This window comes from Pseudomonas sp. GW821-FHT02A08 (assembly GCF_059422045.1).
The window spans coordinates 1-22,096 of the sequence record NZ_JBWKWD010000039.1; the positions used below are offsets into that span (position 1 = coordinate 1).

A 22,096-nucleotide genomic window follows, 5' to 3' on the forward strand; every position below is an offset into this window, starting at 1 on the left:
GTGTGTCATGTAACATTGATGTCGACTGACACACCGCCTTCGCGAGCAAGCCCGCTCCCACAGGTCGATCTTCATTTCAGATGGCGATAGCCTGGAATTGCCGAGCCGAGCACCACCGCCCCCGCCGCAATCGCGAGCCAGAACCCGCTGCGCGCGCCGAAGGCGTCCACTAGCCAGCCGGAGCCGGCGGCGCCGATCGCTACGCCGATGCTCAGCCCGGTGACCAGCCAGGTCAGGCCTTCGGTGAGTTTGGCCGGCGGCACGATCTGCTCCACCAGGGCCATGGCGACGATCAGCGTCGGTGCAAAAAACAGCCCCGCGACAAACACCGCCAGCGACAAGCCGAGAATGTTCGCCGCCAGCAACAACGGCAAGGTGGTCACCGCCGTCGCCACACCGCCGTACAGGAACAGGCGCGCCAGTGGTACTTTCGAACGCAGTGCGCCGAAGGCCAGTCCGGCCAGGCACGAGCCGATGGCGTACACCGACAGCACGATGCTCGCCGCCGCCGGTTGCCCCTGCTGCTGGGCGAAGGCCACGCTGACCACGTCCACCACGCCGACGATGGTGCCCATGGCGACCATCAACAGCATCAGCAATTGAATGTCACGCGAGCGAATGATCGAGCCTTGATGGTGGTCTTCGTGGGGATGTACCGCAGGCTCCGTGCTGCGCTGCAACACGAACGCGGTGACGCCGATGGCCAGCGCCAGCAAGGCCGCCAATGGCCCGGCCTCGGGAAACGCGACCACACACAGGCCAACGGAAAGCGGCGGCCCGACGATGAAGCAGACTTCATCCAGTACCGATTCCAGGGCGTAGGCAGTCTGCAGCTCGGGGCGACCGCGATACACCTCGGTCCAGCGGGCCCGCACCATCGCCGACATGCTCGGCATGCAGCCGGCCAGCGCGGCGAAGACAAACAGCGTCCAGTGCGGCGCCTGCAACCGCGTGCACAGCAACAACAGCAACAGCGCCCCACCGCCGAGCAGCGCCGCCACCGGCAGAATCCGCCCCTGGCCATACCGATCCACCAGCCGCGAGACCTGCGGCGCGCAAAAGGCCGTGGCCAGGGCGAACGTCGCCGCGATCGCACCGGCCATTGCGTAGCCCCCCTGCAACTGCGAGAGCATGGTGATCAGGCCGATGCCGGTCATGGAGATCGGCATGCGCGCGAGCATGCCGGCCAGCACGAATGTGCCGCTGCCAGGGGCTTTGAACAACTCGCGATAGGGGTTTGCCATGGGTCAGGTCTCATCAGGGGACTGCACGTTGCCATAACGCCTGATTGCGGGGGAAGCGTGGAATTGTTGGTTGAATGTGAAGGCCCCTTCGCGGGCAAGCCCGCTCCCACAGTTGATTTGTGTACGCAGTCCAATGTGGGAGCGGGCTTGCCCGCGAAGGGGCCCTCACAGACAACTCACACTCCCCGCCAAATGAACTCTCGACCTCCCGGACCAGTCAGCTAAATAGGCCCCAGACTCCCGGAGTTTCGCGACAATGGCTGATCACCCCGAACGCCAAAGCCCCATCGACGCCCACGGCATCATCGGCGACATGCGCAGCGCGGCGCTGGTCAACGACAAGGGCAGTGTGGATTTTTTCTGCTGGCCGGAGTTCGACAGTCCGTCGATCTTCTGCTCGCTGCTGGACAGCCCCGAGGCCGGAATTTTCCAACTCTCCCCGGATTTACCCGATGCCCGCCGCGAACAGATTTACCTCCCCGACACCAACGTGCTGCAAACCTGCTGGCTCAGTGACCAGGCGGTGGTCGAGGTCACCGACCTGCTGCCGGTCGGCGACACCGAGGATGACCTGCCGCTGCTGATGCGGCGGATCCGTGTGGTCAGCGGCCGTGCCAGCTTCCACATGCGTTGCGCGGTGCGCCATGACTACGCCCGCGCCAGCACCCGCGCGTGCATGGATAAGGATGACGTGATTTTCGAGGCTGCCGACCAGCCGTCCCTGCGACTGCGCGCCGATCAAGCCATGCACATTGTTGCCAACGTGGCGGTCGCTGAATTCACCCTTGAACAAGACCAGACCGGTCAGTTCCTGCTCGGCGCCCTCGACGATCCACGCTTCAAGGAAGGCGCTGCGCAACTGTGCCTGGAGCGCACCCTGAAGTTCTGGCGCGACTGGATCGGCCAGTCCAACTACCGTGGCCGCTGGCGCGAAATGGTCAACCGCTCGGCCCTGGCGATGAAGCTGCTGACCTCGCGCAAACACGGCGCCATTCTCGCCGCCGCCACCTTCGGCCTGCCGGAAAGCCCGGGGGGCGCACGCAACTGGGATTATCGCTTCACCTGGATCCGCGACGCCTCGTTCACCGTCTATGCGTTCATGCGCCTGGGCTTCGTCGAAGAGGCCAAAGCCTACATGCACTGGCTGGCGACCCTGCAAGCCATCGAAAAAAGCCTGGTGCACGACGGCATGATCTACCGCTACCGCAACGACGACAGCCGGATCGACGGCCTGCCCGGCAGCGAAGGCGCCTTCGCCGCCTGCTCCTTCTGGTACGTCGAATGCCTGGCCCGCGCCGGCCAGCTCGACAAGGCCCACCTGGAGTTCGAACAGCTGCTCAGGTACGCCAACCCGCTGGGGTTGTATGCCGAAGAATTCGACAGCCATGGGCGGCATATGGGCAACACGCCGCAGGCGCTGACGCATCTGGCGTTGATCAGTGCGGCGTGCTTTCTGGATCGCAGGTTGAGTGGGGAGAAGGTTGTTTGGCAGCCTTAACGCCACAGGTCCTGTGCAATCCGAGACCTACGTCTCTTAAACAAAACAGCTTGCAACACCCCCGCAAATACCCTGTTGCCAGCCGTTACATCCCCACCTAACATCCTTGCTCTACGGGTACAGCGGAGCTGTCCAGACCCCCCCGAATTCAAGGAACCAGAATGACCCAACGCATCCAACGCAGCATCGATTCCCCGCTCCGAACCGGTTTGAACCGCGAAGAACTCTGGGAGGCCGGTGATAAGGGACTGATCAAATACTGGGAAGTCGGTCGCCAGCGCGCGGCTCGTTTCCCCGACCTCGCCCGACAGTGCCTCGCCGGCGAGTTGCCGGTACTGGGCTGGAAAGGTGGTGTCAGCCGCAGCCTGAAGAAGCTCGAAAAATATGGCTCCCTCAAATACCTTGCACAGTGGCAAGGCTTGCGCGGGGAAGATCTGGATGTTGATTTGAGCGAAGAGCGGGCGTTGACCTGCTCGCGAACCGGGATGGTGGTGACGTTTACACCGGATCGGGCGAAGTATTTCAATCAGGTGGCAGAAACGGAAGCCTGATAGAAATGGGCTCAAGTCATGGCGGAATCTACTCCGGCACTGACCGAAAACCGCTCCCGATAAGCCTGCGGCGTCACCCCCATGGCCCGCAGGAAGCTGCGGCGCAGGGTTTCTTCGCTGCCGAAGCCGCATTGCACCGCCACCCGTTTGATCGGCACACCGGTATCGCTGAGCAAACGCCGTGCGGTTTCGACGCGGATCAGTTCGATGGCCCGGGCCGGGGTCTGGCCGGTGTCGGCACGGTAGTGGCGCACGAAGCTGCGTTCGCTCATGCCGGCCTGCAAGGCCAGGGTCGGGATGCCAAGGTCCTTGGTCAGGTTTTCGCTGATCCAGGCGTGAAGTTCGTCGAAACGGTTGCCTTCCTGTTGCAGGGACAGGGTCACGCTGAATTGCGATTGACCGCCCGGACGCTTGAGAAACACCACCAGTTGCCTGGCAACTTCGAGGGCCATGCTGCGCCCCAGGTCTTGTTCGACCATGGCCAACGCCAGGTCGATGCCGGCGGTCACCCCGGCCGAGGTCCAGACCGGGCCGTCGTTGATGAAGATCGGGTTGGGTTCGACCTGCAAGCGCGGGTGCTGTTGCGCCAGTTGCTCGCAACGGGTCCAGTGGGTGACCACGCGCCGGCCGTCGAGCCAGCCGCTGGCCGCCAGCAGGAACGCGCCGGTGCACACCGAGGAAACCCGCCGGCAACCATGGGCATGTTCGCGTACCCAGGCGACCAACGGCGCATCTTGCGCTGCTGCGTAGACACCCCAGCCACCGGCGATGATCAGGGTGTCGGTGCCCTCCTCCGGTAACGGTTCGGCCAACAGCGCCAGGCCCGCCGACGACATCACCGCCCCGCCGTCGCTGGCAATCACCGTCGGCGCATAGGGTGGCGGCAGGCCTTGCTGGCGGGCAATGTCGTTGGCCGAAGCGAAGACCTGCAACGGCCCCGTGACGTCGAGCAATTGCACGTTGGCGAAAGCGAGCACATGGATGGTTTTCGACATTTGGCGTAATTCGTGGGGATATTGGCGTATGCGCCAAAGCCTACGAGCCTAAAGTCAAACCGTCCACCCACTTCACGAGAAAAAACACCATGACGTTGCAGATCGGTTTTCTGTTGTTTCCACAGGTTCAGCAACTGGACCTGACCGGCCCTTACGACGTACTGGCCTCGCTGCCGGACGTGAAAGTGCATCTGATCTGGAAAGACCTGATGCCGGTCACCGCCAGCACCGGCCTGCTGTTGAAACCGACCACCACCTTCGACGATTGCCCGGCACTGGACGTGATCTGTGTGCCCGGTGGCAGTGGCGTCGGACCCTTGATGGAAGATGACCAGACCCTGGACTTTCTCAAGGCCCAGGCCGCCAACGCCCGCTACATCACTTCGGTGTGCACCGGCTCGCTGGTGCTGGGCGCGGCGGGATTGCTCAAGGGTAAACGCGCTACCACCCACTGGGCGTATCACGAACTGCTCAAGCCCCTGGGCGCTATCGCGGTGCAAGATCGGGTGGTTCGTGATGGCAATCTGTTGACCGGTGGTGGCATCACCGCCGGTATCGACTTCGCCCTGACCCTGGCCGCCGAGCTGTTCGACCAGGCCACCGCCGAGTTGGTGCAGTTGCAACTGGAATACGCCCCGGCCCCGCCGTTTACCGCGGGCAGCCCGGAGACGGCCCCGACCAGTGTGCTGGAGGAAGCTCGCCAGCGGGCTGCCGGCTCGTTGAAGCTGCGGGCGCAGATCACCGAGCGCGCGGCGGCGAAACTCGACCGACAGTGAAAAATATGGCGACGGGAACCCGGTTCCTGCCGCCACGACTTTTCATGCGCGCAAAAAAAACCCGCCGAAGCGGGTTTTCCAAGACCATGACGACTCCTTGTCGTAGCGTTCCTTGCATATGGTCGATCATCCATGATCCTGAGCACATCCTGTGCTTCAGTGGGTGAGGCCAGATTACGCATCGGATCCAATTTGTAACAGGCGATATTGCTACCATCGCGTGTAAGACATTCGCCATAAGCCTCCTTCCGAAAACCCTTAGACGCCTCAGGCTTCGAGCCGGCTTCAGCCACTCTGTTGCTCGTGGAACTTGGCACCTTCGATCAAAAACTGCTCGATATTGTTCATTTGCTCTTCCCAGCCACGGCTGTCCATGCGAAAGGCCTTTTCGCGACGGGCCTGGGGAACGTGGTCGAAACCGGACTCGGAGACCTTGAGCAACGTGCCGTTGTCCATGTCTTCGAGCTCGAATTTCACCAGTGTCGTGGGTTCCTGGGAGTAGTCGACTTCAGGGTTCACGGCATAAGGGTGCCAGCGAAACGAAAACAGCCGCTCTGGCTCGACCCGCTCTACCAGTACATTCCAGCGCAAATGCTCATAACCGGGATAGGTAATCTGCCCCTGGGTCCACTCGCCTGCCACAAAACGCTTGCCCTCCAGCGCCACGCCAAACCACTGTCCGAACATTTCGGCATTGGCCAGCACGCGCCAGACCTGCGAACGCTTGGCCTTGAGCAGGACTTTCCTTTCAATGCGATCAGATGCTGGGTTCATAAGTCACCTCCTGTACTTGAACAGTAGGTCAGTAAGACCACAAGACCAACCCTAAAGTAGTACCAATCGGGATGCGCAATCAAACATGCCTGAGATATTCGGTTGTATTTGCGCGGATAAGTTCTGGGGCTATCGCAAAATCAGAGGGTCGAAACTGCTAACGTTCACCCTCGAAACAGCATCGAAAAGGATAGCGACATGAAAAAACTGCGCGGCAGGTGCCCGTGCCCCCCGGCGCTACACTGCACCTCTCATTCGGTCACAACGAGCACTCCAGCATGAATCCACGCTTTCTATTGGCGCTGACGCCCCTGCTGTTCACCTCCATGGCGTTCGCCGTGGACTGTGACAACGCCAGCGACCAGGCGACGATGAACCAGTGCGCGGCGCAGCAGAATGCGGCCGCCGACAAGGAATTGAATGCGCTTTACCAGCAGATCACTTCGCGACTCAAGAGCAACCCGGACAGCAAGAAGCAATTGGTGGGTGCGCAGCGGGCGTGGGTGGCGTTCCGCGATGCCGAGTGCAGGTTCTCGGCGTCCGGGGTGGAAGGCGGGAGTGTGTATCCGCTGATCTACAGCAACTGCACCACGGAGCTGACCAAGGCACGGGTTCAGACGTTCAAGAACTACCTGAAGTGCCAGGAGGGGGATATGAGTTGTCCGGTGCCGGGGGTTTAAGATTTTCAGTGTTTTTGAGGGCCTCTTCGCGGGCAAGCCCGCTCCCACAGGGGTCGGAGTGAATGCAAATATGCGTTCCAACTCGGTCACCTGTGGGAGCGGGCTTGCCCGCGAAGGCGTCAGTTCAAGCGCCACAATTTACCGGACGAAAATCTGCGCCGTGGTAATCGCCATATCCCCGCCCGGCAACTTGATGCTGCCCGTCTGTTTGAGGCTGTCGGCATCGAAGATCGCCACGTCGTTGAACGTCCCCGCCAGGTAGATCTTGCTGCCGTCCTTGTTGAATGAAATGCAATAGTACGAGTGATCGAGCGTCGCGGACTGGAGCATTTTCTTCTGTTTGATGTCGTACTTGGCCAGGCGGTTGAGCACGCCAAACATCAGGTTCGGATCCTTGGGCGAGCGCATGCCGCTGAAGTAGATTTCGGTCAGGGGGCCGAAGTCGGTGGTTTCGGTCTTGCCGGTCTTCAGGTCGACACTGAACAGGCCGTACAGGTATTCGGCGGTGGCCGGGTCCTGTTTCTTGTCCTTGAACTTCGCCGCGGTGTAGAGCAGCGAGAAGTCATGCCGGTAAGTCTGCTGGTTCCACACGTAGAGCACGTCCGGCGCGCTGTAGTTCGGGCGTTTCCAATGACGACTGGGGATCAGGACGTCGAACTTGCCGGTTTGCACATTGACCTTGTAGACGTCCGCCCCGGCCACGTACAGCGTGCCGTCGTCACCGCTCTGCATGATGGTCAACTGGCGCGGCGCCGGAAAACTGCGCACAGGCTTGGCGTCCATGACGGCGTCGGTCTTGTACACGTCGAGCCGGGGCTGCTGCACTTCGTAGCGATCGTTCATCATCAGCGTCGGGTTGGCGACGGTGTACAGCTCCTTGCCGTCGTGGCTGAGGGTGAAGGCGAACATCGAGCGCGCTTTCTCCCCCGGTTTCTGGGTGATGCTGGCGTGGAACACCTGCTTGCAGTTGTCCAGTTCGACGCCGTAGACATCCGCGTAGTGGTTATTCAGCACGTAGGCGGTCTTGCGGTCCGGCGACAATTGCACGGTGCCGGGGCCAAAGGCGTCGGGCATCTTGCAGGTCTTGAACAGCGTGTCGCTGGCCAGGTCGATCACGTGCAGGTTGTTCGGGTAGTTGGTGGTCACCATGTATTCGTGACCGACTTGCAGCGCAGTGTTTTCATCGGCCAGAACACTGACAGAACAGCTGCTCAGGACGGCGAACGCGGCCAGGCCGCAGGCTTTGATGTTACGCATGCTGGAATCCTTCTTCTGTGATCACTTGTCTTTGGGGAAGACAGTGCCGAGGTTGCGCCAGTTGTCGTTGGACGCCTGGGCATCCTTGTTCCAGTCCGGGTAGGTGCTCATCATGTCGGGCACCTGGGCCGGCCACCAGCAGGGATCGGAGCAACCGTAGAGGTCGGCCTCCATCGGCTGGCACAGCGACGACACACCGCCAAACGCATCGATTTCCCAGCCCGGGTCGGTGGTCGAGGCACAGCCCGCCACGGAGCTCATGGCCACCACTTCTTCAATGCGGTTTTCATCCGCGGCCTGATCCAGCTTCAACGCTTTGTTATTGATTGCCTTGAGATGTTTCATATCAGTGAGCCTTGCGCGGAGTGATGTAACTGCTGATGAACGCAGGGTTGTTGGCCATGATCCGGGTGTAGACCTCGATGCCGAAGTCGACCCAGTCACGCATCAGTTCGCAGTAGTGATAGGTCGGGTGGGTCGGGTCGCCGTAGCGGGCGTAGCTCTCGTGATAGCAGCCGCCGGAACACAGGTTGCGGATCTGGCAGTCCTCGCAGCCGGTGTTGGTGCGGTCCAGGCGCTGGGACAGGAAGTCGTTCAATTCCACCTGTTTCACACCGCTGTGGACGTTGCCGAAGGTCGGCAGGCTCGAGCCGGTAAAGCGGTGGCACAGGTTCAGTTCGCCCTTGTGATCCACCGCCAGCATCTTCAGGCCCGCGCCGCATGGCAGGGCTTTCTTGTGGCCTTCGTGGATGTCGGTGATGAGCTGATGCAGGTTGGAGAAGCCGATGTTGCGGTGCTCCAGCGCCGCTTCCAGGTAACGACGACCGAGGGCCTTCATGTTGGCGAACACCTGCACCAGTTCATCGCTGGTGAGGTTGAAGCTGCTGATGTCGCCGGAGGTCACCGGGGCGAAGCCGACTTCGGCAAAACCCAGTTCGTTGAACAGGTGATCCCAGATGGTTTCAACGTCGGTCACGCCGGTGGTCAGGGTCACCCGCGCGCCCACCGGACGGCTGTTGTAGCGCGACAGCAGCATCTCGGCCTTGCGTCGCACCACGTCATAGGTGCCCTGCCCGCCCACGGTGATGCGGTTGCGGTCGTGCACGGTCTTCGGCCCGTCGATGCTGACCGACAGCCCGAAACGGTGGGCATTGAGGTAGTCCACGGTTTCTTCGGTGAGCAGCGTGGCGTTGGTGGTCATGACGAATTCGACGAACTTGCCCGCCTCGCGAAAACGCTTCTCACAGTAGTCGACCATGTACTCGATCAGCTTGCGGTTGCTCAGCGGTTCTCCGCCGAAGAACACCACGGTGAAACGCTCTTCGTCCGGGGACTCACGCAGCAGCATTTCCACCGAGGCGATCGCCGTTTCGACGTCCATCTTTTTGCCCGCCGACGGCTTGTCGAGGTCTTCCTTGTAGCAATACGTGCAACTCAGGTTGCAACCGGTGTTGACGTTGAGCACCACGGTATTGATCGCCGTGCGCTCGACCCGCCTGGTAGCGATGTCCGGGGTCAGCGGCGAACCGTCGCTGACCAGTTCCAGGGCCATCAGTTCGCGCAGGGTCTCGGTGATTTCCTCGCCGTTGAAACGCGCGGCCAGGCGCTGGATCAGGTCTTCCGACGAACAGCCCGGGCCGCGCAAGGTATCGATGATGGTGCCCGTCAGTTCATCGCTGGCGAACAGCGAACTGCTGGGGATGTGAAACAGCATGCGGTCGGCATCGACCTGCACTTCGTGCAGGTTGCGTTCGACCAGATTCAAGATAGCGCCCATGGCAAACCTCCTGTGCAGGCCCCGCTTGGCGGGGCTTGCGATCATTCCGAAAAGTGTCTGAAGCCTGTGCTGTCAGCCAACTCATGGAATGGGTGGGTTGTTCCAGCGTTGCACGGTCACGATCATGTGGCCTTCGCCGGTCAGGGATTTCCCTGCGTCGTCGACGGCGGCAATCACCTTGAGGTTGCCGGCATTGTTGGTGGACATCTTGCGTGCCGGGTTCGGCCCGGCATCACCCGGGGTGAACACGCCGGTGTCGGCCTGCATGGTGCCGGCGAACTTGACGTCTTCGTCTTCCTTGGCGCGGTCGTCGAAAGCCTCGACTTTCCACTGCGCCGGGAACACACCGATGCGATACGGCTTGCCGTCAGCGCCCTTGCCCCAGGCTTCCGCGTCGAAACGGCCCTGGACTTTCGGCGTCGAACCACCGCCCTCGCCGATCCGCGCCACCGAGAACTCAGGCACCACTTTGACTGCATCGATCTTGCTGTACACCGACAGGCTCGGGCCTTTCAGGGTACCGACACTGACCGCGCGCACGCCCGGTTGGGCATTGGCGGCGGCCTTGAGCTTGACCCGCATGCGCTCCGGGGTTTGCTCCAGCACTTCGACCACTTCCATGCCTTTGCCGAAGTCCGGTTTGCCGGTGAGGCCGCTGCCGATCAGGGTGACTTCGCTTTCGCTGCCGACCTTCACATAACCCGGCTGTACTGCGAGCAAACGGTTGGAGCCCTGCCTGGCTGCGACGAAGTCCAAACCACGTTCATCGTGCTCGGCCTCGAACATCCGGCCCTGCATCGCATTGCCTTGCGCGGCGAACACCTGGCGCATGGTCACGCCATCGATGGTCACGTTGCCGCGCCATTCGTAGCCGGTGTAGAGAATCGCACTGCCGTCGCCATTGAACGGGCTGCCGTCGGCGTACTGGCCTTTGACGCGGACCTTGAAGGTGTCGCTGCCATCGGCACTCACGGTCATGACACCGGCCAACTCACCCTTGCCCGGCAAGTGGCCGCTGAAGCTCCAGTCGCCCACCAGGGCATCGGCTTTGGGCGCCGCGCTCTGCCATTTTTTCCAGGCCGGGTTGTCCAGCGGATAACGCTTGGCCAGCAGCGGCACCATTTCTTTGCGGGCCATATCGAACCAGTCGCGGTCCCGGGACAGTGCCTGGTATTCCAGGGACGGCCATTGGCCGAGGTGGAAGTTCACCAGGCGTTCCCACTCCTGGGCCGGACGCCGTTGCAGGGCTACCCGCGCACCGGAGTGGCAGCGGCCGCACATCTGGCTGGTCTGGTCGTCGAAGTGCTCGACGGTATTGAGTCGCCGCTCCAGCGCATAGCGCACGCCGTCGGTTTCGCTCGGTGCCAGGCCCTGGGTGTCGGCCAGGTACTTGACCAGCGTGCGACGGTCGTCATCGCTGATCTGCAAACCGTGCATGGTCTGCATCCGGGCGATGCTCATCAGCCAGCCTTCCGGCGTTTTGCGCTGGTGGCTGATGCGGCTCAGGGCGTTATCGGCTTCGGGGGTGTGACAGCCCTGACAGGTTTCCTTGAGGATGGTCTGGGCGTCGCGGGCTGCCAGGCTATGAGGCGAATGCAGCGCTATACAAGCGGCTACGGCCAGCAGGCTGGCGCTCATGCCTGAACGGAGTTTTCTCTTCATCAACGTCGAACCTCGCACGGTGCGTTCTTATTGTTGTGGCTTATCGTTTTTATGGTTTCTGCCGCCGGCTTTGATCCGCTGGCGGAGGCAAGAGAAACGTCTGCGATGAGCAATACACGGAGCGTGCCAGCTTATTAATATTTCTATGAATCAATGAGTTGCCGATAAAGGCCGGTCTTTTGCCAATCGTGTCATCGGCGTTCCGCGTTTAATTTCGCGACAACTGTTTCAGCCTGAGACAAGCATAGCTTTCTGTAGGAGCGAGCTTGCTCGCGATGGTCGTTAACGATATCGCGTGCCTACAGGCTAAACGTGGTGCTCTTTCGTCCATCGCGAGCAAGCTCGCTCCTACAGGGTGTTGTGTTCGGGACGTCTCACGTCGTCGCAATTTGCGACGTTTATCGATCGCAGGGTGATCCGCAGAGAATCAGTCACTCCCCGGCGGATGGGGCCTTCGGGCCGAAAAAACACAACTGGCACAGCCATTGCGAAGACCTCGCCACACGAACAAGACGAGGTTTCATCATGTCGCTCCCAAACCTGCTTCCCGCCACTTCGGCATTCATCCAGCGCGCCCCGCGCATGCTCATCGGCGGTGACTGGGTCGAGGCCGCCGACGGCCAGACCATGCCCCTGCACAACCCGGCCACCGGTGAGGTGTTGTGCGTGGTGCCACGGGCAACGCCGGAAGATGTCGACCGTGCGGTGCTCGCCGCCCGCCAGGCGTTCGACGATTCAGCCTGGACCCGCACCCGTCCCCGGGAGCGGCAGAACCTGCTGTGGAAACTCGCCGACCTGATGCAGCGCGACGCCGAACTGCTGGCTCAGCTGGAATGCCTGAACAACGGTAAAAGCGCGGCGGTGGCTCAAGTGATGGACGTGCAACTGTCCATCGATTTCCTGCGCTACATGGCCGGTTGGGCGACCAAGATCGAAGGCTCCACGGTTGACGTATCGGCACCGCTGATGCCCAACGACCAGTTCCACAGTTTTATTCGCCGCGAAGCGGTGGGCGTGGTAGGCGCCATCGTTGCCTGGAACTTCCCGCTGTTGCTGGCCTGCTGGAAACTCGGCCCGGCTCTGGCCACCGGTTGTAGCGTGGTACTCAAGCCCGCCGACGAAACCCCGCTGAGCGCATTGAAACTCGCCGAACTGGTGCTGGAGGCCGGTTATCCCGAAGGCGTGTTCAACGTGGTCACCGGCACCGGCATCACCGCAGGTTCGGCCCTGACCCACAACCCGCTGGTGGACAAGCTGACCTTCACCGGCTCCACCGCCGTGGGCAAGCAGATCGGCAAGATCGCCATGGACTCCATGACCCGGGTCACCCTGGAGCTGGGCGGCAAATCACCGACCATCGTCATGGCCGACGCCGACCTGAAAACCGCCGCGGCCGGAGCCGCCAGCGCGATCTTCTTCAACCAGGGCCAGGTCTGCTGCGCAGGCTCGCGCCTGTATGTGCAGCGCAAGCACTTCGACAATGTGGTGGCGGACATCAGCGACATCGCCAACGCCATGAAACTCGGCAACGGCCTGGACCCGAGCGTCGACATGGGGCCGTTGATCTCGGCGCGCCAGCAGGAGCGCGTCTACGGGTACATCGAAAAGGGCCGGGAGGGCGGCGCGACCATCGCCTGCGGCGGTGAGCAGTTCGGGCCGGGCTTCTTCGTCAAGCCGACGGTGATTGTCGATGTCGATCAGAAGCACTCATTGGTGCAGGAAGAAATCTTCGGGCCGGTGCTGGTGGCGATTCCGTTCGATGACGAGACCGATGCTTTGCGCATGGCCAATGACAGTCCGTATGGATTGGGCGCGAGCATCTGGTCCAATGACCTGGCGGCGGTGCACCGGATGATTCCACGGATCAAGTCAGGCTCGGTGTGGGTCAACTGCCACAGCGCCCTAGACCCGGCATTGCCCTTCGGCGGCTACAAGATGTCCGGGGTCGGGCGTGAAATGGGGTATGCGGCGATCGAGCATTACACTGAGTTGAAGTCGGTGTTGATCAAATTGTGATTTGTAGCGTCCTTTAGGCCGCCTTCGCGGGCAAGCCCGCTCCCACAGTGGATTTGTGTACGACGCAAAACTCTGTGGGAGCGGGCTTGCCCGCGAAGAGGCCGGTCCAGACAGCTCAAATATCAGGGTTTGAATCCCTGAGCCAACAACCAACTCCTGACCATCTTCCCCTGCTCCACCGCCAACCCGGCCAACACCTGACCCGCCGGTTCTCCCTGCTTTAACCGCTGCACCAACGCCGCCACCTCCACCCCATGCACATGCCAGATCCCCAACGGCTGATCCGCCGTGATCACCACCTCGGCCTCATCGACAAATCCGTCACGCAGCACCGGTGCGAGTTCGATTCTCAGGGCATTGAAATCGGCCTCGGCATGGGCGATTTCAGCATCCGGCCATTGCCGTCGTGCCTGCCAGAATGGCTGATCCAGCCAACGCTGCTCATCGGCATAAAAATCCCGGCCGATCCGCGCAAATCGCAAAAACAACTGCTCCACCCGTTGCTGGTGAAAACGCTGGGCCAGAGCCGCCCGTTCGGGTTTGCACAGCAGCGTGTTGATCACCGCCGGCGCCTGCAATGCCGAAGACAACGACTGAAAGATGCCGTTGCCCGACAACGGGTCCACGGCCATCGCCGCATCACCGACCCGAATCCAGTTGTCACCACACACCTGCGGGCTGAGAATCGCCGTGCTGCTGCGGGCGTGCAGCTGCAAATCCAGCTCCGGTTCGCCGCCGAAAAAACCACGAGCCACTGCCGACTCCCCACGTCTTTGCCGACAGTATTCGAGCAACATGGCCTTGCCCGGCAACCCGGCGCTGGCCACGTCCACCGTCCATTGCCAGTAACACTGGCCGTCGGCGCGCCGCGCCATCCATGCCCAGCCGTCCTCGAGGCTTTCCACGGCGCTGGCGGTGCTGCCCGGCGAACCCTGCCAGCGATTGAGCAAGCTGACGGTCTCGGGCCCACGCAAGCCCTTGCCGATAGCGGGGGCCTGACGTCCTCGGGCTTCCACGAGAAACGGCGCGAGCAGCGGTTCGCCTCCGTCGATTTCGATTCGGTGGCCATTGGCCGATGACTGAACCGTCAGCACCCGGCCTTCGATCAACTCGACCCCTGCCAGGCGCAAATCCTCACGCAGGCCTCGGTCGAACACCGGACGGTCGAGCAAGTATTCGATGTTCTGCGCGTGGCGCTGGCCATTCCACGAAACCTGGCGCCGGGACGGCAGCGCCGCTTGCGCCAACGCCTGATGCAGGCCCGCGCCGCGCAAGGCTTCCAGAACCCGCACGGACACGCCTTCGAGCGCGGCAAACCGGCGCCATTCGCTGATCAGCGTGACGCCATGGCCCAGCCGCCGTAGCCCCAGTGCGACGGCGGCGCCGGCCGGTCCGGCGCCCAGAATGACGATGTCGGTCATGGCCCGAAGCGCCGTTCAGGGCCACGGTAACGGGCATGCTCGCGCAACCACTCGATGATTTGCTCATTGCTGGCATCAGGCTGATCGACGAGGAACCCGGCGATGTGCCCGCTCAACGCGGCGCAACCGAGGCTCGCCCCGGATTGCCCCGGGTACGTGCCATGCACACAGGCGGCGAAATCCGCCTGGGCGCTGTTGAGCCATGACCATTCCTGCTCGGCACACCGCGCATCGCCGGTGACCCGCAACACCTGCGGATAGTTGGCCGGAAACACCCCTTCGCCCTGGGCCGGACTCGACGCACACAACAGCACGCCCCGTGCTACCGCTGCCGCGCAGGCCGCGCGCAGCAGGCTGCGATCCTGGCGCAGACCAAGGCTCAGATTGATCAGTCGCACGTCCTGCGTCAGCAGCCAGTCAATCGCCGTGGCGATCTGCAAGGCGCTGGTGACACCCCGCTGGTCGAACACCTGGGCCACGCAAAACAGCGCCGAAGGTGCACGCCGGCCAATCGCCTCGATCACCGCACTGCCATGCCCCAGCGGGTCCTCGCGCAAGTCGCCCTCGGCCAGGCCGTCTTCGAGCAATGAAAAGCGCCGGCCGGCGATCACTTGCACCCGTTGTGCCGCCGAGTGGCCGCTGTCCACCACACCAATGCGCAACTCAGGTTTCATGCAGCACCGTTTTCGAGGTCAGCACGCCGTCGAGCAATTCGAAGCGCAGATCGGCATCGGCCAGGGTTGAGGGGCGATGGCTGATCAGGATGCGCGTACGCCCGGCAAACAAGCGGTCGATGGCGTCGATGACTTCGCGCTCGGTGGCTTCATCCACCGCGGAAGTGGCTTCATCGAGCACCAGAATCAAAGGGTCCTGCAACAGCGCCCGGGCAATCGCGATGCGTTGCTTCTGCCCACCGGACAACTGCTGGCCCCGCTCGCCCAAGGGGCTGTCGAGACCTTCGGGCAAGGACTCGATCAGACTGTCGAGTTGCGCCAGTCGCGCCACGTCGGCAATCGCCTCGCGGCTGGCGTCCGGCACCGCGTAGGCCAGGTTGTCGGCGAGGCTGCCGCGAAACAGCACGATGTCCTGGCTGACGATGGCGATGCCCCGACGCAACTGGAACAGGTCCAGTTCGCGCAGATCGACGTCGCCCAGCAGTACCCGGCCCGATTGCGGATCGTGATGACGTTGCAGCAGGTCGATCAGGGTGGATTTACCCACGCCCGAGCCGCCGCTGAGGGCCACCTTCATACCGTAGGGAATCCGCGCCTCGATGCCGCGCAGGGTCGACTGGCGGCCAGGATGGGCGAAGTGCACGTTGTCGAACCACAGATCGCCGCCTTTGGGCATCGCCCGTGGGGTATCGGGCGTCAGCACGGTCGGTTGTTCGCCGCGCAACTCCATGACCCGACCGAGGCTGACGGTCATCCGCTGAATCGCAACGTAAAGCCCGAGCAAGCTCTGCACCGGCCCCACGGCCATCCCCAGGTAGGTGGAAAACGCAATCAGGGCGCCGAGTTGCCAGGTGCCCTGCACCACCCAGTACCCGCCGATCAAGAATGCGCAGGCCCGGGACAATGAGGTCAGCGTGCCGGGCACGGCCTGGGTGAAAAATTCGGTGACCTGCAGGCGCAGCAACTGGCTCATGTAGCCCTGCCCCAGCATCTCGAGGCGCCGTGCTTCGCGCTGTTGCTGGCCGGCGGACTGGATGAACTTCATCACCGGCAGCGTCTCGACCATGAACGACGACATGTCCGCCGAACGCTCGCGCAACTGCCGCACATCGCGCTCGACCTTGCGCCGCATCCAGCGCAGCCAGAGGACATCGAGGGGAATCAGTAGCAGGGCCAGCAGCGAGAGCTTCCAGGACAAGGTCAGCAGCATCGCCACGGCCACCACCAGGCCGATCACGCTGGACACGGCCGAGAACAGCGAGTCCACGGCAAAGCGCTGGATTTCCGCGACGTCGCCATCGAGGCGCGACATCAGGTCGCCGATGCGCCGCTGGCCGTAAAAGCCCGGTGACAGGGTTTGCAAATGGCGGTACAGGTCATCGCGCAGGGCAAACAGCATGCGCCCGGACAGTCGCGTGTGCAGGTAGCGGTTGATGCCCGAAAGCGCCGTGCCCAGCAATCCGGCGACGATCATCAGCCCGGCGATCATGACCAGCATCGGGAAGTTGCGCGCCAACAGGCCATCGTCGATCAGCAGTTTGGTCAGCCACGGCTGCACCAGCACCAGCGCCGAGGCGCAGACCGACAAACCCAGCAGCCCGGCAATCGCCAGGCGATGGGGTCGCACGAAGCTGTAGAGCCAGCGCAGTGACGCTTGCAGCGCCTCGGGGTTCTGGCTGTCGATCAGCCGAACGATCAAGCGCTGCATCACGAACGCAACTGTTTGAGCTTGCGATAAAGCGTCGCGCGGCTGATGCCCAGGGCGTCGGCGGCGGCCGAGACGTTGCCCTGATGGGTGTCCAGGGACTGGCGAATCAGTTCCAGTTCGTTTTCCCGGATGCTGCCGGCCTGGGGCCGTTCGCTGGCGGTCAACTCGTCGAGCATGCTGTCGGGCAGGTGGTCGAGGGTCAACACGGTTTCGCCCGGTTCGCGCATGGCCAGCGCGGTGCGCAGGATCATCTCCAATTGGCGGATGTTGCCCGGCCAGTGATAGCCGCTGAGCAAACGATCGAGATCATCGTGCAGGACCACGGCGGGTGCGCCCAGTGTCGTCAGCATACGAGTGACCAACGCGCCGAAATCTTCGCGTTCGCGCAGGGCCGGGAGCATCACGCTGATACCGTTGACCCGGTAGAACAGGTCTTCGCGAAAGTGTTTTTCTTCCACCAGACGCTTGAGGTCGCGGTGGGTGGCGCAGATCAGCGCGACGTCTATGTCCTGCTCTTCGCCAGCGCCCAGGGGCGCGACCTTGCGATCCTGCAACACCCGCAACAGTCGGGCCTGCAAGGCCAATGGCATGTCGCCGATTTCATCGAGAAACAAGGTGCCGCCATGGGCCTGTTGCAAGCGCCCGACCATGCCGCCCCGGCGTGAACCGGTGAACGCGCCTTCGCGGTAGCCGAACAGTTCGGACTCGATCAGGCCTTCGGGAATGGCCGCGCAGTTCACCGCCACGAAGGGTTTGTCGCAGCGGCTTCCGGCCATGTGCAGGGCGCGGGCGATGACCTCCTTACCGGTGCCGGTTTCGCCCAGCAACAAGACCGGCAACTCATTGGCCAGGCCTTGACGGGCCATGCGCAAGGCACGGGCGTAGCGCGTATTGCTGCCGGCCAGCGCTTCAAGATCCGGTTGCGCCTTGGCCGGTTTCGCAACAGTGCGCGGCGGGTTGCTGACGTTGATCGAGCGTTGCGGCGCGCGCAGGGTCTTGTAGAAGAATTCACCCTTGGCGGTTTGCAGGCTGCCGGCCCCGCCCTGGTGCAGACGCGCCAACAACTGCAGGCCGTCGACGCCCAGAAACTCCTCGCAGCGCCGACCGACCAGGGCCGAGCGCTCGGCATGGAGCAACTGGCAGGCCTGGGCGCTGACCGCGAGGATCTGCCCGCCCAGGCTCACCGCCAGCAAGCCTTGCCACGGGGATTCCAGGTATTGCCTGCGGCTGTGGAAGGCCAGGACGATTTCGTCCGGATAGCTGGCGTTGAACACCCGGCTTTCGATCTGGCTGACGGCCATGGCCAGCAACGCGGTGCTGTCGTGGACGCGGCCGAGGGGACCTTCGCGGGTCAGGTCGAGGACGCCAAGAATGTCGCCTTGGGGGCAATGGATCGGCACCGAAGTGCAGGAAAAGTCACTGAGGCGATCCAGATAATGTTCGCCGCAATCGATCAGGGTCGGCCGGGCTTCCACCAGTGCCGTGCCCAGGGCGTTGGTGCCGCGAACCGCTTCGCTCCAGCAGGCGCCGAGGGTGATGTCCTGCAGGCCACTGCCCTTGAGACGGTCGGCGCGGCCTTCGACGGCGAGGATGGTGGCGTCGGAGTTGGCGAGGATGATCAGCCCTTCCTTGCCCTGACGCTCGGCCAGGTAATCGATGGCCGGCAGCGCGGCGTCAATCAGCAAGCGGTTGCTGGCCAGCAACAGGTCCAGGCTGGCACCCGATTCCAGCGCCAGCTCATGCTTGGCATTGAAATGCACGCCATGGCTCAGGCTGCGCCGCCACGAGGCATCGATCTCCGCACGCAGGACGCCATCCGGCACTTCGCCTTCCAGGTGCAGTTTTTCCCGGGCCAGCCGGGCTTCGCGATGCAGTTTGGGGGAGTTTGTTTTTGTTGGCGTCATCAAGCGCTCCGGGTCATCCACCCTGCGCCTTCATACGTCGGCGCCCTGCCGCAATCTTTACGTTAACGTCAGGGCCATGGCAAGTGCCTTACAGCGCTTGTGTTCCGTCAGGTGGACCGTGTCATCGTTCTTCGCGCGCAAGCCAACAGATAGGCGGCTTTACTCGGACACTGCGGGAGCAACTGCCTTCATCATGCCACTCGTCACCGTCACTGCCCTCAGACTAACGCCAATCCGACCACCCCCCCTACCTCCAGCAACTCCAGCATTGCCCCTGCCGTATCGCCCGTCGTTCCACCGAGTCGCCGCAGCATGACCTGTCGCAACCAGGCAAATCCAAGAGCGGCCAACACCACCGCCAGCACACCACTCAAACCGGCAATCAGCACACAGGCCAATGCACTGACCGCCAACACCTGCTTGCCCGCCGAACGCGGAAGATGATCGGCCAATGCCTGGCCCAGGCCACCGGCGCGCACATAAGGCGTAGTCAGGAACAAGCCGAGCAAAGCGCTGCGACCGATCAACGGCACGATGATCAATGCCAGCGAATGCGGCTGCTCGATCAGCGTCAGCAGCGCGGTGAATTTGAGCAACAACACCAGCACCAGCGTCACCACGGCGATCGGCCCGCTGCGCGGGTCTTTCATGATGGTCAGCGTACGCTCGCGGTCGCCAAAACCGCCCAGCCAGGCATCAGCGCTGTCCGCCAGGCCATCGAGATGCAAGCCGCCGCTGAGCAGCACCCAAAGGCTCAGCAACAGTGCCGCGTGCAGCAAGGTCGGCGTGCCCTGCAACAGCCAGTTCACTGCCCACAGAATGGCGCCAAAGAGCAACCCCACCAGCGGATAAAACAGCAGCGACCGCCCCAGTTCCCGGGGCTCAGGCATACCGGGCAGGCGAATCGGCAGGCTGCTGAGAAATTGCAGGGCGATCCAGAATGGCAGCATGGTCAGAGCACTTCCTTCAACAAGCCCGCAGGCTCCACCGTCAGCGAAAACAGCGCACCATGCCCGACCTCAACGTTGAGCAGTTGCTCTCGCGGCAGCCCCCGGGCTTGCGCCAGCAACAGGCGCATCACACCACCATGGCTGATCAACAGAATGCGCTCACCGGCACAGGTCGCGTGCAAACGCTCCAGCGCTGCCAGCACCCGTGCCGAAAAGTCTGCAACCGGCTCACCCCGAGGCGGCGTGAACGAATAGGGATCGGCCCAGAACAAGCCCAGGGCCTGCGCGTCGGTTTCCATCAACGCCGCCGCGCTCTGCCCTTCCCAGGCGCCGAAATGCAATTCTTGCAGGTCTTTATCCAGTTGCACCGGCACACCCGATTGCGCACCGAGCTCCTCGGCAAACCGCGCACAACGCTGCAACGGCGAACTGACCAGCCGATCCCACGGCCCTTGCCCGACCACGGCGGCACGCATCTGCGTCCAGCCCGTGTCGGTCAACGCATCATCGATGCTGCCGCGCAAGCCGCCACCGAGTTCGGTTTCACCGTGACGCAACAGATCCAGGCGCAAAGTCATGCCGGACGATCTGCCACGGCGGCTTCGGCGAAGGTCGCCATCTGACCGTGCAGATCGCACGCCAGGCGCAGCAGCGGCACAGCCAATGCCGCGCCACTGCCTTCGCCAAGGCGCAGGCCGAGATCGAGCAAGGGTTGCGCCTTCAGGGTTTCCAGCACATGACGATGCCCCGGCTCGGCGCCGCGATGACCGAACAACAGCCACTGACGACATTCCGGATTCAAGCGCACCGCAACCAGTGCCGCGACGCTGCAAATGAAGCCGTCCACCAGCACCGCGACACCTTCCTGGGCACACGCGATATAGCCACCGACCAGCGCGGCAATCTCGAAACCGCCGAGATTGAACAGTGTCTGCAAGGCATCGTCACGCTGCGCGCCATGCAATGCCAGGGCGCGCTCGATCACCTGAGCTTTGTGGCTGACACCTTCGGCATTGAGCCCGGTGCCAGGCCCGGTCAAATGCACCACCGGGCAATCGAGCAGCGCACACGCCAGGGCGCTGGCGGCGGTGGTATTACCGATGCCCATTTCGCCACCGATAAACAACTGCGCACCGGTGGCAATGGCCCGCTGCACGCTGTCACGGCCGGCCTGCAAGGCGAGTTGCCCTTGGGCCTGAGTCATGGCCGGCCCCTGTACAAAGTTTGCCGTGCCCAGGCCGACATTAAGGTGCCGCACGCCCGGCAGGTCCAGCGACGGCGTGACCGTGCCAAGGTCAACCACCTCGAGGGAAGCGCCCAGTTGCCGCGCCAATACGCTGATCGCCGCACCACCGCTGACGAAGTTGAGCAGCATCTGCCCGGTCACTTCCTGGGGAAACGCCGACACGCCCTCGGCGACGACACCATGGTCGCCGGCAAAAATCGCGATCCAGACCTGCTCCAGACTCGGCTTGACCCGCCCCTGCAAACCCGCCAGTTGCACCGCCAGCGCCTCCAGCTGGCCGAGGGAGCCGGCCGGCTTGGTCAGTTGCTGTTGCCGCGCCCGGGCCTGTTCGACCGCTTGGGTATCGACCGGCTTGCACGGGTTCAGCCACCAGGATTGAGTCATAACGCAGTTCCTTTCAGAGTCAGGGGCAGGCCGGCGACGGTCAGGACGACACGCTGACAACGTTCAGCCAGAGCTTGATGCAGCCAACCGGCTTCATCGACATAGCGGCGAGTCAATTCGCCCAGCGGCACGACACCCATTCCGGTCTCGTTGCTGACAAAAATGATTTCACCCGGCAGCGATGCCAGGCATTCGAGCAGAGCATCTCGCTCGGCTTGCAAGCGCTCGGCATCGTCGAGCATCAGCAGATTGGTCAGCCACAGGGTCAGGCAATCCACCAACAGGCAGTGGTCGGCGCGGGCGTTTTCACGCAGTACCCGGGCCAGTTCCAGCGGTTCTTCGATCAGTGCCCATTCGGCAGGACGACGGGCGCGGTGATGAGCCACCCGTTCGCTCATTTCGCCATCCAGTGGCTGGCTGGTGGCGATGTAGGTCACGGCCAGGGCACTGTCGATGGCGAGTTTTTCAGCCAGGCGACTCTTGCCGGAGCGGGCGCCGCCGAGGATCAGTTGGAGCATGGTTGTTTCCTTGAAATATTCGGTGAAGCGACTGGCCTCATCGCGGGCAAGCCCGCTCCCA

Annotated in this window: 20 protein-coding genes; 5 read left to right on the forward strand and 15 right to left on the reverse strand. The window is 62.8% G+C overall.

All coding sequences use genetic code 11. From position 1 onward, the window contains the following. Positions 1–71 precede the first annotated feature (71 nt). Positions 72–1,244, reverse strand: a complete 1,173-nt coding sequence (locus AC07W4_RS22695; RefSeq protein WP_495034053.1) for an MFS transporter — start codon at positions 1,242–1,244, stop codon at positions 72–74. Between the two features lie 256 nt (positions 1,245–1,500). Here AC07W4_RS22695 and AC07W4_RS22700 point away from each other — a divergent pair, with 256 nt between their 5' ends. Together AC07W4_RS22700 and AC07W4_RS22705 are read left to right on the forward strand one after the other, a co-directional pair. Next, positions 1,501–2,742 carry a glycoside hydrolase family 15 protein gene (locus AC07W4_RS22700; protein WP_495034054.1) on the forward strand — a complete coding sequence of 414 codons (1,242 nt, stop codon included), beginning with the start codon at positions 1,501–1,503 and terminating at the stop codon, positions 2,740–2,742. Positions 2,743–2,903: 161 nt separating this feature from the next. Continuing rightward, positions 2,904–3,293, forward strand: a complete 390-nt coding sequence (locus AC07W4_RS22705) for a hypothetical protein (protein WP_495034055.1) — start codon at positions 2,904–2,906, stop codon at positions 3,291–3,293. An 11-nt stretch (positions 3,294–3,304) separates the two neighbouring features. Here AC07W4_RS22705 and AC07W4_RS22710 read toward each other — a convergent pair whose 3' ends face one another. Beyond that, the gene (locus AC07W4_RS22710; RefSeq protein WP_495034056.1) at positions 3,305–4,288 is read right to left on the reverse strand and encodes a GlxA family transcriptional regulator; all 984 of its coding nucleotides are present in this window, start codon (positions 4,286–4,288) and stop codon (positions 3,305–3,307) included. A gap of 89 nt (positions 4,289–4,377) precedes the next feature. On the opposite strand from AC07W4_RS22710, the gene inhA reads away from it, so the two are divergent. Then, positions 4,378–5,064, forward strand: a complete 687-nt coding sequence (gene inhA, locus AC07W4_RS22715) for an isonitrile hydratase (protein WP_495034057.1) — start codon at positions 4,378–4,380, stop codon at positions 5,062–5,064. 285 nt (positions 5,065–5,349) lie between these two features. Here inhA and AC07W4_RS22720 read toward each other — a convergent pair whose 3' ends face one another. Next, complete coding sequence (locus AC07W4_RS22720; protein WP_495034058.1) at positions 5,350–5,838, reverse strand: SRPBCC family protein; 489 nt, start codon at positions 5,836–5,838, stop codon at positions 5,350–5,352. A gap of 278 nt (positions 5,839–6,116) precedes the next feature. Here AC07W4_RS22720 and AC07W4_RS22725 point away from each other — a divergent pair, with 278 nt between their 5' ends. Next, entirely contained in the window at positions 6,117–6,518 is a 402-nt protein-coding gene (locus AC07W4_RS22725) for a lysozyme inhibitor LprI family protein (protein WP_495034059.1), read from the forward strand. Between the two features lie 138 nt (positions 6,519–6,656). Here the strand turns inward: AC07W4_RS22725 and peaD are convergent, their stop codons facing one another. The 4 genes from peaD to peaA all read right to left on the reverse strand — a co-directional run bounded on the left by peaD (position 6,657) and on the right by peaA (position 11,214). Continuing rightward, on the reverse strand, positions 6,657–7,775 hold the full coding sequence (gene peaD / locus AC07W4_RS22730) for a quinohemoprotein amine dehydrogenase subunit beta (RefSeq protein ID WP_495034060.1): 1,119 nt from the start codon (positions 7,773–7,775) through the stop codon (positions 6,657–6,659). Positions 7,776–7,796: 21 nt separating this feature from the next. After that, positions 7,797–8,120: a quinohemoprotein amine dehydrogenase subunit gamma gene (gene qhpC, locus AC07W4_RS22735; protein ID WP_008016081.1), complete on the reverse strand. Its 324-nt coding sequence runs from the start codon at positions 8,118–8,120 to the stop codon at positions 7,797–7,799. 1 nt (position 8,121) lies between these two features. Continuing rightward, on the reverse strand, positions 8,122–9,552 hold the full coding sequence (gene peaB / locus AC07W4_RS22740; protein WP_495034061.1) for a quinohemoprotein amine dehydrogenase maturation protein: 1,431 nt from the start codon (positions 9,550–9,552) through the stop codon (positions 8,122–8,124). Between the two features lie 81 nt (positions 9,553–9,633). Next, positions 9,634–11,214 (reverse strand): quinohemoprotein amine dehydrogenase subunit alpha, encoded by a 1,581-nt coding sequence (peaA, locus tag AC07W4_RS22745; RefSeq protein ID WP_495034062.1) that lies wholly within the window; start codon positions 11,212–11,214, stop codon positions 9,634–9,636. 525 nt (positions 11,215–11,739) lie between these two features. On the opposite strand from peaA, the gene AC07W4_RS22750 reads away from it, so the two are divergent. Beyond that, positions 11,740–13,230: an aldehyde dehydrogenase family protein gene (locus AC07W4_RS22750; RefSeq protein WP_495034063.1), complete on the forward strand. Its 1,491-nt coding sequence runs from the start codon at positions 11,740–11,742 to the stop codon at positions 13,228–13,230. Between the two features lie 122 nt (positions 13,231–13,352). Here AC07W4_RS22750 and qhpG read toward each other — a convergent pair whose 3' ends face one another. From qhpG to cobU, 8 genes are all read right to left on the reverse strand, one after another. Further along, positions 13,353–14,651 carry a flavin-dependent monooxygenase QhpG gene (gene qhpG, locus AC07W4_RS22755; protein ID WP_495034064.1) on the reverse strand — a complete coding sequence of 433 codons (1,299 nt, stop codon included), beginning with the start codon at positions 14,649–14,651 and terminating at the stop codon, positions 13,353–13,355. Beyond that, positions 14,648–15,325: a subtilisin-like serine protease QhpE gene (gene qhpE / locus AC07W4_RS22760; protein WP_495034065.1), complete on the reverse strand. Its 678-nt coding sequence runs from the start codon at positions 15,323–15,325 to the stop codon at positions 14,648–14,650. The genes qhpG and qhpE overlap by 4 nt, the downstream gene beginning before the upstream one ends. Continuing rightward, a complete protein-coding gene (locus AC07W4_RS22765) occupies positions 15,315–17,033 on the reverse strand; it encodes an ABC transporter ATP-binding protein (protein WP_495034066.1) in 1,719 nt (572 codons plus the stop codon). The genes qhpE and AC07W4_RS22765 overlap by 11 nt, the downstream gene beginning before the upstream one ends. Further along, complete coding sequence (locus AC07W4_RS22770; RefSeq protein ID WP_495034067.1) at positions 17,033–18,937, reverse strand: sigma-54-dependent Fis family transcriptional regulator; 1,905 nt, start codon at positions 18,935–18,937, stop codon at positions 17,033–17,035. Before AC07W4_RS22770 ends, AC07W4_RS22765 begins: the two co-directional genes overlap by 1 nt. 218 nt (positions 18,938–19,155) lie before the next feature. Continuing rightward, positions 19,156–19,887: an adenosylcobinamide-GDP ribazoletransferase gene (locus tag AC07W4_RS22775; RefSeq protein WP_495034068.1), complete on the reverse strand. Its 732-nt coding sequence runs from the start codon at positions 19,885–19,887 to the stop codon at positions 19,156–19,158. 2 nt (positions 19,888–19,889) lie between these two features. Further along, the gene (cobC, locus tag AC07W4_RS22780) at positions 19,890–20,465 is read right to left on the reverse strand and encodes an alpha-ribazole phosphatase family protein (protein WP_495034069.1); all 576 of its coding nucleotides are present in this window, start codon (positions 20,463–20,465) and stop codon (positions 19,890–19,892) included. Continuing rightward, complete coding sequence (cobT, locus tag AC07W4_RS22785; RefSeq protein ID WP_008049729.1) at positions 20,462–21,517, reverse strand: nicotinate-nucleotide--dimethylbenzimidazole phosphoribosyltransferase; 1,056 nt, start codon at positions 21,515–21,517, stop codon at positions 20,462–20,464. Before cobT ends, cobC begins: the two co-directional genes overlap by 4 nt. Then, entirely contained in the window at positions 21,514–22,035 is a 522-nt protein-coding gene (cobU, locus tag AC07W4_RS22790) for a bifunctional adenosylcobinamide kinase/adenosylcobinamide-phosphate guanylyltransferase (protein ID WP_495034070.1), read from the reverse strand. Before cobU ends, cobT begins: the two co-directional genes overlap by 4 nt. Positions 22,036–22,096: the final 61 nt, after the last annotated feature.

Coding starts and splice junctions, on each gene's coding strand:
- qhpE (WP_495034065.1), bottom strand. CDS start 15,325: ATGAAACCTGAGTTGCGCATTGGTGTGGTGGACAGCGGCCACTCGGCG.
- qhpC (WP_008016081.1), bottom strand. CDS start 8,120: ATGAAACATCTCAAGGCAATCAATAACAAAGCGTTGAAGCTGGATCAG.
- AC07W4_RS22770 (WP_495034067.1), bottom strand. CDS start 18,937: ATGACGCCAACAAAAACAAACTCCCCCAAACTGCATCGCGAAGCCCGG.
- AC07W4_RS22720 (WP_495034058.1), bottom strand. CDS start 5,838: ATGAACCCAGCATCTGATCGCATTGAAAGGAAAGTCCTGCTCAAGGCC.
- peaD (WP_495034060.1), bottom strand. CDS start 7,775: ATGCGTAACATCAAAGCCTGCGGCCTGGCCGCGTTCGCCGTCCTGAGC.
- peaA (WP_495034062.1), bottom strand. CDS start 11,214: ATGAAGAGAAAACTCCGTTCAGGCATGAGCGCCAGCCTGCTGGCCGTA.
- AC07W4_RS22765 (WP_495034066.1), bottom strand. CDS start 17,033: ATGCAGCGCTTGATCGTTCGGCTGATCGACAGCCAGAACCCCGAGGCG.
- AC07W4_RS22775 (WP_495034068.1), bottom strand. CDS start 19,887: ATGCTGCCATTCTGGATCGCCCTGCAATTTCTCAGCAGCCTGCCGATT.
- cobU (WP_495034070.1), bottom strand. CDS start 22,035: ATGCTCCAACTGATCCTCGGCGGCGCCCGCTCCGGCAAGAGTCGCCTG.
- cobC (WP_495034069.1), bottom strand. CDS start 20,465: ATGACTTTGCGCCTGGATCTGTTGCGTCACGGTGAAACCGAACTCGGT.
- AC07W4_RS22705 (WP_495034055.1), top strand. CDS start 2,904: ATGACCCAACGCATCCAACGCAGCATCGATTCCCCGCTCCGAACCGGT.
- cobT (WP_008049729.1), bottom strand. CDS start 21,517: ATGACTCAATCCTGGTGGCTGAACCCGTGCAAGCCGGTCGATACCCAA.
- peaB (WP_495034061.1), bottom strand. CDS start 9,552: ATGGGCGCTATCTTGAATCTGGTCGAACGCAACCTGCACGAAGTGCAG.
- inhA (WP_495034057.1), top strand. CDS start 4,378: ATGACGTTGCAGATCGGTTTTCTGTTGTTTCCACAGGTTCAGCAACTG.
- AC07W4_RS22725 (WP_495034059.1), top strand. CDS start 6,117: ATGAATCCACGCTTTCTATTGGCGCTGACGCCCCTGCTGTTCACCTCC.
- AC07W4_RS22710 (WP_495034056.1), bottom strand. CDS start 4,288: ATGTCGAAAACCATCCATGTGCTCGCTTTCGCCAACGTGCAATTGCTC.
- AC07W4_RS22750 (WP_495034063.1), top strand. CDS start 11,740: ATGTCGCTCCCAAACCTGCTTCCCGCCACTTCGGCATTCATCCAGCGC.
- AC07W4_RS22695 (WP_495034053.1), bottom strand. CDS start 1,244: ATGGCAAACCCCTATCGCGAGTTGTTCAAAGCCCCTGGCAGCGGCACA.
- qhpG (WP_495034064.1), bottom strand. CDS start 14,651: ATGACCGACATCGTCATTCTGGGCGCCGGACCGGCCGGCGCCGCCGTC.
- AC07W4_RS22700 (WP_495034054.1), top strand. CDS start 1,501: ATGGCTGATCACCCCGAACGCCAAAGCCCCATCGACGCCCACGGCATC.